The following is a 16365-nucleotide window of genomic DNA, read 5'->3' on the forward strand; positions in this document are numbered from 1 at the left end:
AGCCCGAGCATCCGCACCAGCCGGCTGACCCCGCCGCCACCCGGCAGCAGGCCGAGCGTGATCTCCGGGACCCCGAGCCGGACGTCCGGCCGGTCCAGCACCACCCGGTGGTGGGTGGCGAGCGCGACCTCCAGCCCGCCGCCGAGGGCACTGCCGTTCACCGCGGCGACGACCGGCCGGCCGAGCAGCTCGAGCCGGCGCATCAGCGCCTTGAGGTGGTCGATGTGCCGCGCCGCCTCGGGCGCGGTGTCGGAGGTGACCTCGCGCATGACGCGCAGGTCGCCCCCGGCGAAGAAGGTCCTCTTGGCGCTCGTGAGGACCACCCCGGTGACGGTCTCCCGCTCGGCCTCCAGCCGCTCGACCGCGGCCTCGTAGGCCCGCGACCAGGTGTCGTTCATCGTGTTGACCGTCTGGTCGGGGTCGTCCATCGTCAGGGTGACGATCCCGTCCTCGTCCCGCTCCCAGTACATGCCGCGGATGTCGCCCACGCCGTTCCTCCCTCAGACCCGCTCGACGACGGTCGCGATGCCCATGCCGCCACCGACGCACAGCGTGGCGAGGCCGCGGCGCAGGTCGCGCCGTTCCAGCTCGTCGAGCAGCGTCCCGAGGATGACCGCGCCGGTCGCGCCGAGCGGGTGACCCATCGCGATGGCGCCGCCGTTGACGTTGACCTTCTCGTGCGGCACCTTGAGGTCGCGCATCCACTTGAGGACGACAGCGGCGAAGGCCTCGTTGAGCTCGAAGAGGTCGATGTCGTCGACCGTAAGCCCGGCCCGCGCGAGCACCTTCTCGGTCGCGGGCGTCGGCCCGGTGAGCATGATCGTCGGCTCGCTGCCGACGACCGCCTGGGCCAGGACCCGGGCCCGCGGGGTGAGCCCGGCGTCCCGGCCGGCGGCCTCACTGCCGAGCAGGACGAGGGCCGCGCCATCGACGATGCCCGAGGAGTTGCCGGCCGTGTGGACGTGCTCGACGCGCTCGACGTGCGGGTAGCGCTGGAGGGCGACGGCGTCGAAGCCCGCCGTGGCGCCCAGGCCGGCGAAGGCGGGGGGCAGTGCGGCGAGCGAGTCGACGGTGGCGCCGGGGCGGCGGTGCTCGTCGTGGTCGAGCACGAGCATCCCGTTGAGGTCGCGGACGGGGACGACGCCGCGGTCGAACCGCCCCTCCTGCCAGGCCTGCTCGGCGCGCTGCTGCGAGGTGGCCGCGTAGGCGTCGACGTCCTCGCGGGTGAACCCCTCGATGGTCGCGATGAGGTCGGCGCCGATGCCCTGCGGCACGAAGTAGTGGTCGTAGGCCGTCGTCGGGTCCTGGTGGAACGCGCCGCCGTCGGAGCCCATCGGCACCCGGGACATCGACTCCACCCCGCCGGCGAGGACGAACCGGTCCCCGGCCAGCACCTTGGCCGCGGCGGTGTTGACCGCCTCGAGCCCGGACGCGCAGAACCGGTTGAGCTGGACGCCCGCCACGGTCTGGGGCAGCCCCGCGACGAGGGCGGCCGTCCGCGCGATGTCGCCGCCCTGCTCGCCGACCGGCGACACCACGCCGAGGACGAGGTCGTCGACGTCACCCGGGTCGAGACCGGGGTTGCGGAGCACCAGCTCGTGGACGAGCCCGACGACGAGGTCGACCGGCTTGGTGCCGTGCAGCGCCCCGCCGCGGTTCCGGCCACGGGGGGTGCGCAGCGCGTCGTAGACGTACGCGGTCTCAGGCATGCTCCGCCTCCGGGGCTCGTCGGTCCGGGGGACGCCGCCGGTCCGCGTCGTCCTCGGCGTCTCCAGTATGCGCAGCACCGCCGGAGGCGTCCGCGACGGTCGCGGCCAGGTGCCGCACGAGGTCGGCCATGGCCTCCCGCAGCCCGGGGCCGCCGACCACCACGAACGGGGCGCGGATCGTCGTGAGGTCGCGCGCGTAGTCGGCGAGGTTGCTCGTCGACCCCGTGAGCCGGGTCCGTCCGTCGCCCGCCGGCTCGAGGCGGCCGAGCGTGCGCGGCAGCCGGGCGAGGTCGGCGAGCGCGGCCTCGACGAGGACCTCCACGGGGTGCTCCCAGCCGCTGGCCAGGTGCTCCTCCAGCGCGGCGACGGGGTCGAGGTCCGCCGGGAGGTCGAAGCCGCGGGCCGAGGGATCGGCGGCGAGGATGCGATCGACCCGGTAGGCCCGCACCGACCCCGACCGGGTCGAGCAGCAGAGCAGGTACCAGCGGCCGTGCCGCACGACGACCGCCCACGGCTCGACCTCGGTGGCGAACTCGCGTCCGCTCTCGGAGCGGTAGCGGACCGTGACGCAGCGTCCCTCGCTGCGGGCCCGGACGAGGGCGACGGTGGTCGCCGGGTCCGGCCGCGCGGCGCCGCGGTCCGGGGCCGCCGCGGCGGTCCGGCGGACGACGTCCGCCTGGTCGGCGACGTGCTGGGGCATGGCCCGCAGGAGCTTGCCGACCGCGGCGCCCACCGCGTCGTCGGGATCGGCGGCCTGGTGGTGCCCGTCGAGGACCGCCATGACCAGGCCGAGCGCCTCGGCGCTGCTGAAGACCAGCGGGGGCAGCCGGGTGCCCCGGCCGAGCCGATAGCCGCCGGCGGGTCCGCGGACGGACTCGACCGGGATGTCGGCCTGGCGCAGGATGTCGACGTACCGCCGGACCGCACGTGAGGAGACCCCGAGCCGGGCGGCCAGCCGGTCCGCCGTGACGCCGGGCTGGTCCTGGATCGCCTCCATCGTGATGAGGGCGCGCGCGGCGGGGCTCGTGTCCGGTCTCACCGGCCCATGGTCATCCCGGACGCGATCCGTCCGCAACGGCTCCTACAGTCGTGGGCATGACCGAGATCCTCCTCGTCCACCACATCCAGGGCCGCACCCCGGGCGTCCTCGCCCTCGCCGACGCGCTGCGGGCCGGCGGCCACACCGTCGAGGTGCCGGACCTCTTCGAGGGCCGCACCTTCGGGTCCATCGAGGACGGGTTCGCCCACACGAAGTCCGTCGGGTTCGACACCGTCCGCGCGCCGGCCCTCGCCGCCGCCGACGACCTGGCCCCGGGCTTCGTCGTCGCCGGCGTCTCCTTCGGCGTCATGGCCGCGACCCAGCTGGCGACGAATCACCCCGGTGTCGCCGGTGCGCTGTTCTACGAGGCGTTCGCCGACCCGGCCGAGTTCGGCACCTGGCCGGACGGTCTGCCCGTCCAGGTGCACGGCATGGCCGACGACCCGTTCTTCGGGAAGGAGGGCGACGCCGACGCCGCCTGCGCCTTTGCCGAGGGCCGCGAGAACGCCGAGGTCTTCCTCTACCCCGGCGAGGTGCACCTCTTCACCGACAGCTCGCTCCCGTCGTCCGACCCGGACGCGACGGCCACCGTCGTGGAGCGGTCCCTGCAGATGCTGGCCCGTCTGGGCTGAGCCCTCGGTCCGCGCCGTCCGTACGGCGCCGTGGTCAGCAGGTCTCCCAGTAGCCGGGGGAGGTCTGCGCGAGGGACGCGGTGTAGTAGGTGTTGTAGAGCCCGAGGTTCTCGTCCGAGCCGACCGACCAGGCGTACCCGCCGGACTGGTAGGCGCGGCCCGCCACCACGTGGTCGTAGTTGCTGGACGTGATGCACTCCGACGTCGCGGTCGGCGACGGGGTGGCCGTCGGTGAGGCGGTCGGGGTCGCGGTGGCCGTCGGGGTCGGGGTCGCGGTGGCCGTCGGGGTCGGGGTCGCGGTGGCCGTCGGGGTCGGGGTCGCGGTGGCCGTCGGGGTCGCGGTGGCCGTCGGCGACGGGGCCCCGCCGCCGGTGAGACCGAAGAACGTCGCGTCGTGGTGGGCCGCGCACACCGAGACGTCGAGGAAGTAGGCGCCCGCCGTGCCGCACTGGGTCGGGCCGGTCCCGGGGTCGACGGCCGTGCCGTGCCCCATGCCCTCGACGCGGGTCACCCGCACCGCTCCGGCGTAGTCCTCCCAGGTGACCCCGCTCGTGATCGTCCCGGTGGCCGTCGGCGTCTGCGCGACCCCGGCGACGTCGGTGAACTGGTCGCGCAGCTCGCCGGCGTTCATCGGCGCGACGGTCGTGTCCGAAGTGCCCTGCCAGACCGAGACGAGCGGCCGCGGGCCCGAGTACCCGGGGTACGCGCCGCGGACGAGGTCGCCCCAGGCCTTGGGCGACTTGTCGACGCCGGGGTTCATGCACGAGAAGGCGGAGACGAGGGACGTCGCGCAGCGGTAGGGCAGGCCGGCGTTGACCGACCCGCCGGCGTAGCGGTCGGGGTAGGTGGCGAGCATGACGGCGGTCATCGCCGCCCCGGCCGACAGGCCGGTGACGTAGACGCGGTCGGCGTCCAGGCCGTACGCGGCGACGGCGTGGTCGGTCATCTGCGCGATGCTCGCGGCCTCGCCCTGACCGCGCGCGGTGTCGCCGGACTCGAACCAGTTGAAGCACCTCGAGGAGTTGTTCCCGCTGTTCTGCTCGGCGAGGACCAGCGCGAACCCGTAGCGGTCGGCGAGCTCGCGCCAGCCGCTGTTCGCGAAGTACGTCGCGGCGTCCTGCGAGCACCCGTGCAGCTCGACGACGAGCGGCGCCCCCGCGGGCAGGCCGTCCGGCCGGTAGCTGTACATGGCGAGGTTGCCCGGGTTGCTCCCGAAGGCGCCGACCTGCTGGAGCCCGGCCGCGCGCGCCGGGCCTCCGGCCGCGAGCACGAGGCCGACGGCGCCGATCACGGCGGCCGTGACGAGCGCCGCGAGCGTGCGGACACGAGCCGCCGGGGCGGGTGGGGTCGTGGTGCCGGTCATGACGTCCCTTCCGTTCCGGCCGTCCCCGTCGACGACCGGTGCCCGCCACGTTCGCACCCCGACGCGACCCTCCGGGTGGTCGCGGACCCCACAACGGGACATCGTCACTGGCCCCGCCGCCCATTGACCGGTGACGTGACGACCCGGCCGCCCGCGACGGGGATCGCGGACGGCCGGGCCGGGTGGTGGTGCCGGAGCGCTCAGCTCACTGGCAGCAGGCGTTGTACCCGCGGTCCATCCAGAACTGGGTCGGGACCGGGTTGACGAGCACGTTGTCGCTGCTGAAGGTGGCGGCGGTCTGCCGGCCGGGGCGCATCTCGACGTGGGTGTGCGCGCCGTTCGCGCCGCGGGAGGCCTCGGTGCCGATCTTCTGGCCGCGCGAGATCTTCTGGCCGACGGTGAAGGACAGCGGGTTCAGGTGCAGGTACACGATGGTCTTGTCGAAGCCCGCGTTGTAGACGGCCAGCGTCGAGAGCGAGCCCGAGGACCCCTCGGTGACCCGGGTGACGGTGCCGTTGAGCATCGAGTAGACCGGGGCACCGGGCTGGTAGGCGACGTCGATGCCCTCGTGCTTGCCCGAGGTGTAGCGGTAGCCGTCGAACCAGGCCGTGACCTGGGCCGCGCGGGTGTGGTAGACGCCGTACTCGAAGTTCTCGTTGCCCGTCACGCCGACGACGTGTCCGGCGTTCTCGTTCTTCATGTCGGCGCGCAGGTCGCCCTTGACGTCCTTGCCGAAGGTGTCGATGGAGCCCGACCAGCCGCTGTGGTAGAAGACGGCGACCGCGGCGGACTCGCGGTTCCAGACCGACGCGGCGTTGTTCTTGACGCACTGGCCGCGGCCGGTACCGCGGGACACGAACTTCACGCAGTTCGTGCCGGTGCCGTAGTCCTTGTGGCCGTTGGCCAGGTCGACCATCGAGCCCTGCTGTCCGGAGTTGTAGTACAAACAGAACTCGCCGGTCTCGCAGACACCGTTCCGGGCGGTGGCCGCCTGGGCGGTGGGTGCGGTGGCGACGGCGGTGCCGATCATCGCGACGGCCGCGGCGAGCACGGCGATCCTGGAGCGTGCGGACATGGGTGATCCCCCTCGGTGGTCGGGCCGCGCGCAAGCGCTACCCGTGATGATGTCGTCCCGCACCGAGGCGGTACGGGACCTTCCCCCGGGTCCGGTGGACCCGCCATCATCGTGCCGCAGCCGGGCGCGGCCCGCCACCGGAGGCGCGCCGGAGCGTCACGCTGCGCGCGTCGGGGCTGGTCGCAGCCGACGGACGTGAGGGCCGCGACGCCGGCCGATAAGGTGCCGGCGCACGGGGCTCGCCGCGCCGCCGTCGCGAGGGCTCCGTCGTCGGAAGGGACGGTCGCTCCGACGGCGCCGCCGTCAGGGGCGCTCCGTCGTCAGGAGGTGCCGTCCACCTTCTCCTGGAGCCGGTCGATGTGCTCGGACGCCTGCGCCTTGGTGAGGTCCGCCGGCAACTCCTCGCCCGCCCGCCGGGCGAGGGAGTCGAGGTAGCTGCGCTGGGGTCCGGTCATCGGCTCGTCGCCCGTGACCCACTCCTCCGGGTCGCGCTCGGGGCCGGACTCCGCGGTGGCGCTGCCGAGGGTGCCGCCCTCGGGGGCGCCGGCGGTCTCGGACGTGGCCGCGGCCCGCGTGCCGCCGGTCTGCTGCTCGGCCGGCTCGACCACGGGCTCGTCACTGCTGGGGATCGTCGAATCGCTCATGCGTTCGACCCTACGCGCCCCCACCGACACCCGTCGCGCGCCGTCCACACCTTCGACAGTCTCGCTCGTCCCGGCCGGCCGGCGGGGCGCCGGCCGCGAGGACGGTCCACGTCGCGCGGCAGGGCCCGGCCATGCGCCGCGAGAGGGCTCAGCCGAGCAGGCCGGCCGCGCCGAGACCGGTACGGAGCGCGTCGACCTCGTCGTCGTCGAGGGCGACGAGCGGACCGCGCACCCGGCGGTTGTCGAGGACGCCGAGCAGCTCCAGCGCCGCCTTGGCCGTCGTGGCGCCGTAGTTCTGCACGCCCATGACGGCGTCGAAGGCCGGGGACAGGCGCAGGTGCAGCCGCAGCGCCTCGGCGTGGTCGCCGGCGAGGAAGGCGTCGATGAGGGCCTTGAGGTCTCGGCTCGCGGCGTGGGCGACGACGCTGACGAGCCCGACGGCGCCGTAGGCGAGGTAGCCGAGCAGCTGGGAGTCGTCGCCGGAGTAGACGTCGTAGCCGAGCTCGGTGATGCGCGCCGACGACGCCGGGTCGCCGGTGGCGTCCTTGACCGACACGATCGTGTCGACCTCGCGCGCCGCCCGGTAGGTGGCGAGGTCGATGCGGGTGGCGGTGCGACCGGGCACGTCGTAGAGCATGACCGGCAGGTCGGTGGCCGCGGCGACGGCGCGGAAGTGGCCGAGGACCCCGGCCGGTCCGGGCTTGCTGTAGTACGGCGTGACGAGCAGGACGCCGTCGGCACCGACCTTGGCGGCCTGCTGCGCGAGCTCGACCGAGTGCGCGGTGCTGTTCGTGCCCACCCCGGCGATGACGACGGCCCGGTCGCCCACGGCGTCCTTGACCGCGGCGAGGATGTCGCCGTCCTCCCCCACGCTCGTGGTCGGCGACTCCCCCGTGGTGCCGGAGACGACGACCCCGTCGTTGCCGGTGTCGACGAGGTGCCGGGCGATGCGCTGGGTGCCCTCGAGGTCCACGCCGCCGTCGGCGTCGAAGGCGGTGGCCATGGCCGTGAGGAGGCGGCCGAACTGCGGGGTGCTGCTCATCGCCCCAGGGTATCCGCCCCCGCCCGGCGACCCCGGCGCCGAGAGGTCACGGCGCGCTGCACCCGCCGGCTCCGGTACGGCGCGTCGTGGCCCCTCGTCCCGGACGCCTCAGGTGTGGTCGCGCAGGTAGCGGCCGAAGTGCGGGACGGTGAAGGCGATGAGCCCGCGCTCCCCCGAGTAGATGAGCCCCTTCTTGAGCAGGGCGTCGCGGGCGGGGGACAGCGACTGCGGCTTGCGGCCGAGCCGGGCGGCGACCTCGGCGGTCGGGACGGCCTCGGGCTCGTCGGCGGGCCCGCCCGGCAGGGCGTCCGGCGCGGCCCCGGACGGACCGGTCGTCGCCGCCGCGACCTCGGCCATGGCGCGCAGGTACTCGCGCTCCCCCGGGGTCGCCCGCTCGTAGCGCGAGCCGAAGAACCCGACGGCGAGCTCGGCCTCGGCCTCGGGGCGGGCGACGTCGACGTCCGCGACCGTGATCGGCGAGCCGGGCGCGCGGTCCCAGACGGCCTTGCCGTACGCCTGGACGAAGTACGGGTAGCCGCCGGTCGCGGCGTACATCGCGTCGAGGGCGTCGGGGGCGTACTGCGCGCCCTCCTCGGCGGCCGGCCGGACGAGGGCGGCGTCGGCGGCGGACCGATCGAGGCGGTCGATCCGCGAGTAGCGGAAGAGCCGCTCGGAGTACGACTTCGAGGCCGACAGCACGGCGGGCAGGTGCGGCAGCCCCGCCCCGACGACGACGAGCGGCAGCCCGGACTGGCTGATCTCGTGGGCCGCCGCGCAGAGCGCGGAGACGTCGTCCGGGCCGAGGTCCTGCATCTCGTCGACGAAGACGGCGATGCCGCGCCCGGTGTCGGCGGCCATGCCGCCGAGGTCGGTCAGCAGCTCGACGAGGTCGATCTCGATGTCCCCGGAGTCGGCGCGCCCGGCGACGGCCGGCACCTGGATGCCGGGGTTCCAGCGGTCCTTGAGCCGGGGCGCCGACCGCCCGCGCCCGCCCCCCTCCGGCTCGCGCTGGGCGAAGGAGCGGACGACGCCGAGCGCGTGGTCGCCCGCGCCCCCGGACGGCCCGAGCTCACGGACCGCCTGGTGCACCGCCGAGGCCAGCGGACGGCGCAGGGACTGGTCCGGGCGCGCCTCGAGCTTGCCGGTCCCCCAGCCGGCCCGGACGGCCGCCGAGCGCAGGGTGTTGAGCAGCACCGTCTTGCCGACGCCGCGCAGGCCGGTGAGGACGACGGAGCGCTCGGGGCGTCCGCGGGCCACCCGCTCGAGGACGACGTCGAAGGCGTCGAGCTGCTCGTCGCGGCCGGCGAGCTCGGGCGGCCGCTGGCCGGCGCCGGGCGCGTAGGGGTTCCGGATCGGGTCCACGATCGCAGCGTATGGGCTTCTCTAGCGTCAGCCCGATACGTGGCCAGACACCCGTAGCGGCGTGTCGCCACCCGCCCGTCAGGCCCCGCCACCCCCTTCGTGGCGAGCGACCGGGCGAGAGGGGGGCGCCGAGTCCGGCGGACCGGCGCCCCCGGACCTCAGGAGGCGTCGCCGCCGGTCTCGGAGCGCAGGGTGTCGGCGATCTTCTGCGCGTCCGTCCGGCCCGCGGCCCGCAGCGTGGCCGAGCGCTGCGGCGCGTCCTGGGTCTGCCGCAGCCCGCGCTCGCCGTCGTCGAGGACGAAGGTCGCGCGGGTGAACGCCTCGGCGCCCGGGCTGGAGACGTACGGGACGCAGCGGTAGCGGGCCGTCAGCTCGGTGGGCGTCACCGTCGTCGAGACGTAGCCGCGCAGGTTGGTCCAGAAGCGCAGGTTCGGGTTCCACTCGGCCCACGGGTGGGTGCCGTCGGCCTCGTCGTACCCGTCCCCGCCGGAGGTGATCGAGGAGGTGATGAGCTCGGACCCGACGACCTCGCCCGGCTCGTCGTAGTCCAGGTACAGGTCCGAGGCCCAGTGCGCGTGCACGTCGCCGGTGAGGACGACGGGGTTGCGCACCCCGGCGTCGACCCAGCCCTGCGTGACGCGCCGGCGGGAGGCGGGGTAGCCGTCCCAGGCGTCCATCGAGACGACCGTCGCCTCCTCGGAGGCGTCGCGGTCGCGGCGGCCGAAGAAGACCTGCTGGCCGAGGAGGTCCCAGCGGGCGCGGGAGCGGCGGAAGCCGTCGAGCAGCCACGCCTCCTGCGCGGCGCCGGGCAGCGAGCGGGCGGGGTCGGCGGCGTCGGGGCAGTCCTTGTAGCCGTCGCCGCAGGCCTGGTCGTCGCGGTACTGGCGGGTGTCGAGCATGTGGAACGTCGCGAGGTCGCCGAACGCGACCCGGCGGTAGAGCTGCAGGTCCGGACCCTGCGGCAGCGAGGACCGGCGCAGCGGCATGTTCTCGTAGTACGCCCGGTACGCCGCGGCCCGGCGCTGGAGGAAGGTCGGGGCGTCGGCGGCCCGCTCGGGGACGTCGTCGGCGTAGTTGTTGTCGACCTCGTGGTCGTCCCACACGGCGAGCCACGGCGCGGCGGCGTGCGCGGCCTGCAGGTCCGGGTCGGTCTTGTACTGGGCGTAGCGCTGCCGGTAGCCCGCGAGCGTCGTTGTCTCCGGTCCGGCGTGGTGGCGGCCGACGCCGTCGCCCCCGCCCTCGTACTGGTAGTCCCCGAGGTGCAGGACGACGTCGGGACGCTCGGCCGCGAGCGCGCCGTAGGCCGTGAAGTACCCGGCCGGGAGGTTGGAGCAGGACACGAACGCCATCTGCAGCGCGCTCGGCAGGGTGCCGGCGGCGGGAGCGGTGACGGCGCGGCCCGGCGCGCTGAGGTGGCGGCCCAGGCGGAAGCGGTAGAAGTACTCGCGCCCCGGCTGCAGACCCCGCACCTCGACGTGGGCCGAGTGCGCCCAGGCCGGGTCGGCGGTGGCGACGCCGGCCTTGACGACGTCGGCGAACCGCTCGTCGGTCGCCACCTGCCAGACGACGCCGTAGGTCGAGGTCGGCATGCCCCCCAGCCCGTCGGGGGCCAGAGGGTCCAGGGCCAGGCGCGTCCACAGGACGAACCCGTCGGGTGTCGGGTCGCCGCTGGCGACACCGAGGAGGAAGGGGTTGCTGCGCGGCGGGACGGCGGCGGCCGAGGGGCGCGCGTCGGCGACGACGAGGCCGGCGGACGCGGCCCCGGCGGCGGCGACGACGCCGGCGCGCAGGACGGATCGGCGGGAGGAGGTTCTCGTGGTGGTGGTCATGCCGCACACCCTGTCCGGAGGCCGGCGACGCCCGGCGGAGCGGGACGTGAGCGCTCGGTGAAGGGTGTCCGACCCCCGGATGGCCGCCCGGTCTGCCGCAGGTCAGGCGCGGGTCAGGAGGGCGTCGCCCGTCCGCGCGCACGGCCGGTGTCGGCACCTGCCCGCCCCGCGCTCGGCGACCCGGGGCCGTGGGCACCGGCCGTCGCCTGCCGTCGATGCCCTCGTCTGTGCCTGTCTAGCGCGTAGGCTAGATCGGGCCAGACGGGCCGATCGTCGCTCCTCCGCGGCGCCGACGACCGCCAGACGCCGCGCGGGCTCCAGCGCGAGGGCGAGCAGGCTCGACCCCGCGGTCGACGCGGCGGTCAGGCGACGGTCGGGGTGCCGTTCTTGGCCTCCATCGGGCGGCCGGCCTCGTGCCAGGCCGTCATCCCGCCCTCGAGGTTGGCGACCTCGAAGCCCTGGTCCGCCAGCCACGGCAGCACCCGGGCGACGCGGCCGCCCGACTTGCAGGTGACGAGCAGCGGTCCGTCGGCGTCGCGGAAGGACGACAGCTCGCCGACGCGGTCGGACAGCTCGGACATCGGGATGTGCACCGCCTGCGGCGCGTGCCCGAGGTCCCACTCGTCCTGCTCGCGGATGTCGAGGAAGGTCGTGTCGTCGGAGACGTCGGACACCGGCACGTCGGGGAAGTCGCTCATGCCCCCAGTATCCCGGTGCCGCCCCGCCGGGGCAGCCCCGACCTCACCCACCCGGGGTCGCCGGCCGTCGCGGCGGGTCGCCACGCACCGGCGGACGAGGTCGGGCACGCCCGGAGGCGGGGGAGGTCAGCCCCTGGCGGCGAGGTAGCCCTCCCACGTCGTGACCGTCCGGCTGGGGGCCGAGGAGGGGACGCGGTCGTCGCAGTTGCCGAGGCCGTCGGCCCGGAACTTCCACTCGTAGACCTGGCAGTAGCCGCGCGGGTAGCCCTGGTCGAGGACGGCGGCGGGCGGCGTGGTGTCGCCGTGGACCGTCCACGCCATCTGGTAGTCGTTGACCGCGACGGCGTGGATGTGGTTGCTGCGCTGCCAGGCGGCGAACCCGACGTCGCGCAGCGCCTTGAGCCGGTTGCCGATGACGGTCTGGCTGCTCGTGTCGACGATGCGGACGTCGATGATGCCGCCGCCGTCGTGGGTGCCGTACGAGGTCGAGGCGCAGCCGGACCCGCAGTAGCCACCCTGGGTGACGACCATCGCCCAGCCGCTCTGGCCACGGCTCTTCATGAGGCGCCGGGCCTCGTGGAACATCGAGCGGGTGCGCTCGTTGACGACGTCCGTGCCGTCGTTGCTGACCCCGCCGGCGGCGACGCTCTTGAGCGTCACCCGGCTGCCGACGTCGTAGGACTTCACGACGTCGAACCGGTTCTTGCCGATCTGCCGCAGCTCCCACGGGCTCGGGATGCCGTTGCGGGTGTGCACCGCGTCCTGGCCGATCGACCGCTCGAAGGACGCCCACGCCGCGGTGGTCGTCGTGCCCCAGTAGCCGTCGGCCCACTGCGAGGCCAGGAACCCCTTGGCGACGAGCGCCCGCTCGACCCGCAGGACGTGGTCGTGCGCCGTCGTGGCGGAGTCGGTGCGGTAGGGGTCGATGGTGGAGGCGAGCATGACGCGTTGGGCGTCGACGTTCGGCAGCGCCGTGCACTGGTCGCCGGTGGGGCAGGCGGCGAGCGCGGGCGCGGCCGGCATGCCGACGACGGCGGCCAGGGCCCCGGCGGCGAGCACCCCGCGGACGACGGTGCGGCGGCGACCGGTGCCGGACGGGGCAGCACCCCTGGACACCGGGCTCCCCGACACGACGCCGCGGATGCCTCGGACGGAACGGATGACGGACATGGTGGGCTCCTCCCCTCGGTGCGCCAGCTCCCCCCGGCGCGACCCTGCGAACCCTAGCCCGGCCCCGCCGGACCTGCCACCGCTCACTTGAGGAACTTGCTCGTCCTGCGGTCCGCGAGCGGCTTGCCGCCGGTCTGGCAGGTGGCGCAGTACTGCAGCGCGGAGTCGGCGAAGGACACCTCGCGGACGACGTCGCCGCACTCCGGGCACGTCTCACCGGTCCGGCCGTGGACGCGCATCCCGGCGCGCTTGGCGTCCTTGAGCTCCTTGGCCGGCTTGCCCGACGCGGTGGCGACGGCCCGGGTCAGGGTCTCGCGCAGCGCGGTGTAGAGCCGGGTGACCTGGTCGCCGTCGAGCGTCGCGGCGAGCGCGAACGGGGAGAGCTTCGCGACGTGGAGGATCTCGTCGGAGTAGGCGTTGCCGACGCCGGCGATGACGGACTGGTCGCGCAGCAGGCCCTTCACCTGCTGGCGGTGCGCGGCGAGGATGCCGGCGAAGACCTCCTCGGTGAACCCGTCGGCGAGCGGGTCGGGCCCGAGCGAGGCGACCCCCGGCACGTCCTCGACGCGGTGGACGACGTAGGCGGCCAGCCGCTTCTGGGTGCCGGCCTCGGTGAGGTCGAACCCGGAGCCGTCGTCGAAGCGCACGCGCAGCGCGATCGGGGACTTGCCCGGCCGCAGCCGGGTGGCGGACAGGGCGTCCGACCAGCGGAGCCACCCGGCCCGCGCGAGGTGGAAGACCAGGTGCGTGCCCCCGGCGTCGAGGTCGAGGAACTTGCCGTACCGGCCGACCCCGTCGACCGGCGCCCCGACGAGCGCGTCCGGCGGCGGGGTGAAGGTCTTGAGGACGTGGAAGGACCCGAGCTCGACGCCGGTGACGACGAGCCCGTCCGTGCGCTCGCGCAGGAAGTCGCTGAGCGCCTGCACCTCGGGCAGCTCGGGCATGTGCCGAACCTACCGCCCGGCGCCGACACCCGGGAGGCGCCGGTCAGCGCTCGTCCGGGTCCTCGACTGTGTAGTCGGGCGGGTCCTCCAGGCCGCCGGTGACGACGGCCGAGGCGTACTCCCCCAGCGTCTGCCCGCCGACGACGTCGTCCCACACCTCCGCTAATCGCGGGCCCAGGGCGTAGCCGTCCGGTCCGCGCAGCACCGGGACCTCGAGGCGCGCCGACGGGGTCGGGGCGATGTCGTCGGTGGCCACCGGGATGGCGTGCGAGAGCACCTGCTCGCCGGCGGTCAGCTCGCGCAGCGCGATGCCGCGCACCCGGTCCGGCCGCCTGCTCGCGAACTCCGAGTACAGCGTGGGGTCGTGCTGGCCGTCGTCCCCGACGAGCAGCCAGCGCACGTTGGGCAGCTCGCGCGCCAGCCGGTGCAGCTGCGCCCGCTTGTGCTCCTGCCCGGAGCGGAACCAGCCGGTGTTCGTCGGTCCCCAGTCGGTGAGCAGCATCGGCCCGACGGGGTAGCCGTTGCGCTCGAGGAACCGGGTCAGCTGTGGCGCGGTGTTCCAGGCGCCGGTGGACAGGTAGACGACGGGAGCCTCGGGCCGCGACTCCAGCAGGTCGCGGTACATCGTGGCCATGCCCGGCACCGGGCGGCGGGCGCCCTCGGAGCGCACGAAGGTGTTCCAGGCGGCGATCATCGGCCGGGGCAGCGAGGTCGACAGCACGGTGTCGTCGATGTCGGAGATGATCCCGTGCGTCACCTGCGACCCGACGACGAGCACCGGCACGTCGATCGGCTCGGCGCGCGGGGAGTCGAGGAAGACCTGGTGCCACCCGGGCGTCAGCCCGTGGCCCCGCACCGTGAGGTCGAGGTAGCCGCCGCGGTCGGTGCGGGCCTGGACGAGCCGCTCGTTGACCCGCACCGTCACCGGCTCGTCGGCGACGGGCGTCGCGAAGAAGGCCCGCCAGCCGCGGGTCTCGGTCTCCAGCGCGCGCAGCCGGGCGGCGTACGTCGGCTCGGTGGGCTCGTCCTCGGGCAGACCGCGGGTCATGACGACCCGCCCGAACACCCGGATCTGGGTGGCGCTGCCGTACCCGGTGGACGGGACGATGCGGGTCACCCAGCCACGTCGTTCGAGGAGGCGCGCCTTCCGCTCGGTGTAGGCGTCCTCGACGAGTGCTGCGGCGTGGGGTCGCGCCATGTGGCGACTCTAGATCAGGAGGCTCAGTCCTGTGGGCGCAGGCCGTCGGAGCCGTGCACGACGCCCTTGACGACCTGCTCGGCGAGCAGCCGCACCTTGACGTTGCGGTCCTGGGAGGTCTTGCGCAGGATCTCGAACGCGTCGTGCTCGCCGACGCCGCGCAGCGCCATGATGACGCCCTTGGCCTGCTCGATGGCGGCCCGGCTGGCCATGGCCTGCTCGAGCTGGCCGGCGAGGCGTCGCATCCCGTCGTACTGGGTCACGGCAAGCACCGCGTCGGCGCACCGGCCGGCGGCCACGCGGACGAGGGAGGCCTCGAAGTTGTCGAAGGCGTTGCGCTCCCAGCCGTAGAGGTTCAGCGCCCCGACGCACTTGTCGCCGCTGACCAGCGGGACGGCGTAGAGGCTGCGCATCCCGTCCTCCCGCACGGCCTGGGCGAACGCGGGCCACCGGCCGTCGTCGTGGCAGAGGTCGCCGACCCCCTGCTCCTCGCGCTTCCGCGCGGCGTCGAGGCACGGGCCCTCGTCGAGCGCGTACTGGACGGCGTCGATCTCGAGGGTCTGCACGGTGGAGTACGCGGCGGTGTGGGGCCGGTCGGCGCTGAGGACGGTGATGCCGACCTCGTCGCACCCGCTGACGTGCCGCCGCACGGAGTGCACGACCCGTTCGAGGTAGTCCGAGAGCTCCTCCAGGGACTCCAGGACGCCGCCGATGTCGGCGCTCATCGCCTCCCAGGCTGCCTTGAGGTCGGTGTCCGCGTCGTCGGGAAGCGGGTGGGTCAGGGTCTCGGCCATCGGTCGGTCCTCCGGGATCGAACGTCGTGCGCACCCGCACGATAGCCCGTCTTCGGCCCGGCGCGTGAGCGCTCGATGCCACGATGGACGCATGACCCGCCGCCACCGCAAGTCCTCGGCGACGGCGCCGGCCGGCTACTTCGCCTGGGAGGCAGCCGGTCTGCGCTGGCTGCGGGCGGCCGACGGCGCCTCGGTGGTCGAGGTCCGCGACGAGGGCGAGGACTTCCTCGAGCTGCCGTGGCTGGAGTCCGCGGGGGCGACCCCGGAGGGCGCCGAGGCGCTCGGCCGGGGGCTCGCGCGGACCCACGCCGCCGGTGCCTCCGCCTTCGGCGCCCCGCCCGAGGGCTGGGAGGGCGACGGCTGGCTGGGACCGCTCAGCGAGCCGCTGCCGCTCACCGTCGGGGCCTGGGACTCGTGGGGCCGCTTCTACGGCGAGGCGCGGGTCCTGCCGATGGCCCGGGCCGGACGGGAACGGGGGACGTTCGACGCCACGGACGTGGACCGGCTGGAGGCCCTGGCGTCGCGGCTGGCCGGCGGGGAGCACGACACCGACGACGCCCCCGCCCGCCTCCACGGCGACCTGTGGTCCGGCAACGTCATGTGGACCGCGGACGGCGCCGTCCTCATCGACCCCGCGGCGCACGGCGGCCACCGCGAGGGCGACCTGGCGATGCTCGCGCTCTTCGGCTGCCCGCACCTGGACCGCGTGCTCGCCGCCTACGACGAGGCCGCGCCGCTGGCCGCCGGCTGGCGGGACCGCGTGCTGCTGCACCAGCTCCACCCGCTGCTCGTGCACGCCGTGCTGTTCGGCGGCTCCTACGTCCGGCAGGCCCTGGCCGCCGCCGACCGGTACCGGTAGGCCGCGG

16 protein-coding genes are annotated in these 16365 nt (G+C 74.8%); 2 read left to right on the plus strand and 14 right to left on the minus strand.

The genetic code is table 11. The annotated features are described in order from the left end of the window. The 3 genes from EPD83_RS12250 to EPD83_RS12260 form a co-directional block, all read right to left on the minus strand. A partial coding sequence (locus EPD83_RS12250) for an enoyl-CoA hydratase/isomerase family protein (protein ID WP_235950560.1) occupies positions 1-488 on the minus strand: 488 nt, incomplete at its 3' end. Between the two features lie 12 nt (positions 489-500). Next, positions 501-1709 (minus strand): acetyl-CoA C-acetyltransferase, encoded by a 1209-nt coding sequence (locus tag EPD83_RS12255; protein ID WP_128366172.1) that lies wholly within the window; start codon positions 1707-1709, stop codon positions 501-503. Then, on the minus strand, positions 1702-2748 hold the full coding sequence (locus EPD83_RS12260) for a helix-turn-helix transcriptional regulator (protein ID WP_165566638.1): 1047 nt from the start codon (positions 2746-2748) through the stop codon (positions 1702-1704). Before EPD83_RS12260 ends, EPD83_RS12255 begins: the two co-directional genes overlap by 8 nt. Before the next feature lie 56 nt (positions 2749-2804). On the opposite strand from EPD83_RS12260, the gene EPD83_RS12265 reads away from it, so the two are divergent. Then, the gene (locus EPD83_RS12265; protein WP_165566639.1) at positions 2805-3380 is read left to right on the plus strand and encodes a dienelactone hydrolase family protein; all 576 of its coding nucleotides are present in this window, start codon (positions 2805-2807) and stop codon (positions 3378-3380) included. Positions 3381-3414: 34 nt separating this feature from the next. Here EPD83_RS12265 and EPD83_RS12270 read toward each other — a convergent pair whose 3' ends face one another. The 11 genes from EPD83_RS12270 to EPD83_RS12320 all read right to left on the minus strand — a co-directional run bounded on the left by EPD83_RS12270 (position 3415) and on the right by EPD83_RS12320 (position 15499). Further along, entirely contained in the window at positions 3415-4743 is a 1329-nt protein-coding gene (locus EPD83_RS12270; protein ID WP_165566640.1) for an extracellular catalytic domain type 1 short-chain-length polyhydroxyalkanoate depolymerase, read from the minus strand. A 205-nt stretch (positions 4744-4948) separates the two neighbouring features. Further along, positions 4949-5818 carry a peptidoglycan DD-metalloendopeptidase family protein gene (locus EPD83_RS12275; RefSeq protein ID WP_128368611.1) on the minus strand — a complete coding sequence of 290 codons (870 nt, stop codon included), beginning with the start codon at positions 5816-5818 and terminating at the stop codon, positions 4949-4951. 320 nt (positions 5819-6138) lie between these two features. After that, on the minus strand, positions 6139-6426 hold the full coding sequence (locus tag EPD83_RS12280) for a DUF3072 domain-containing protein (RefSeq protein ID WP_235950562.1): 288 nt from the start codon (positions 6424-6426) through the stop codon (positions 6139-6141). 184 nt (positions 6427-6610) lie between these two features. Continuing rightward, the gene (dapA, locus tag EPD83_RS12285) at positions 6611-7504 is read right to left on the minus strand and encodes a 4-hydroxy-tetrahydrodipicolinate synthase (protein ID WP_165566642.1); all 894 of its coding nucleotides are present in this window, start codon (positions 7502-7504) and stop codon (positions 6611-6613) included. A gap of 108 nt (positions 7505-7612) precedes the next feature. Beyond that, the gene (locus EPD83_RS12290) at positions 7613-8866 is read right to left on the minus strand and encodes an ATP-binding protein (protein WP_128367327.1); all 1254 of its coding nucleotides are present in this window, start codon (positions 8864-8866) and stop codon (positions 7613-7615) included. Positions 8867-9024: 158 nt separating this feature from the next. Then, positions 9025-10695, minus strand: coding sequence for an alkaline phosphatase D family protein (locus EPD83_RS12295; RefSeq protein ID WP_128367328.1), 1671 nt, complete (start codon positions 10693-10695; stop codon positions 9025-9027). Positions 10696-11057: 362 nt separating this feature from the next. Beyond that, on the minus strand, positions 11058-11393 hold the full coding sequence (locus tag EPD83_RS12300; protein ID WP_128367329.1) for a rhodanese-like domain-containing protein: 336 nt from the start codon (positions 11391-11393) through the stop codon (positions 11058-11060). 126 nt (positions 11394-11519) lie between these two features. After that, on the minus strand, positions 11520-12563 hold the full coding sequence (locus EPD83_RS12305; protein WP_128368406.1) for a hypothetical protein: 1044 nt from the start codon (positions 12561-12563) through the stop codon (positions 11520-11522). 83 nt (positions 12564-12646) lie between these two features. After that, positions 12647-13507, minus strand: coding sequence for an Fpg/Nei family DNA glycosylase (locus tag EPD83_RS12310; protein ID WP_165566643.1), 861 nt, complete (start codon positions 13505-13507; stop codon positions 12647-12649). 43 nt (positions 13508-13550) lie between these two features. Next, positions 13551-14705, minus strand: coding sequence for an App1 family protein (locus EPD83_RS12315; protein ID WP_128366587.1), 1155 nt, complete (start codon positions 14703-14705; stop codon positions 13551-13553). A gap of 23 nt (positions 14706-14728) precedes the next feature. Further along, positions 14729-15499 carry a GAF and ANTAR domain-containing protein gene (locus EPD83_RS12320; RefSeq protein ID WP_164896351.1) on the minus strand — a complete coding sequence of 257 codons (771 nt, stop codon included), beginning with the start codon at positions 15497-15499 and terminating at the stop codon, positions 14729-14731. 91 nt (positions 15500-15590) lie between these two features. On the opposite strand from EPD83_RS12320, the gene EPD83_RS12325 reads away from it, so the two are divergent. Further along, the gene (locus EPD83_RS12325) at positions 15591-16358 is read left to right on the plus strand and encodes a fructosamine kinase family protein (protein ID WP_128366589.1); all 768 of its coding nucleotides are present in this window, start codon (positions 15591-15593) and stop codon (positions 16356-16358) included. The last annotated feature ends 7 nt before the right edge of the window (positions 16359-16365 follow it).

It is taken from the genome of Phycicoccus flavus (assembly GCF_004025965.2).
Classification (GTDB): Bacteria; Actinomycetota; Actinomycetes; order Actinomycetales; family Dermatophilaceae; genus Phycicoccus; species Phycicoccus flavus.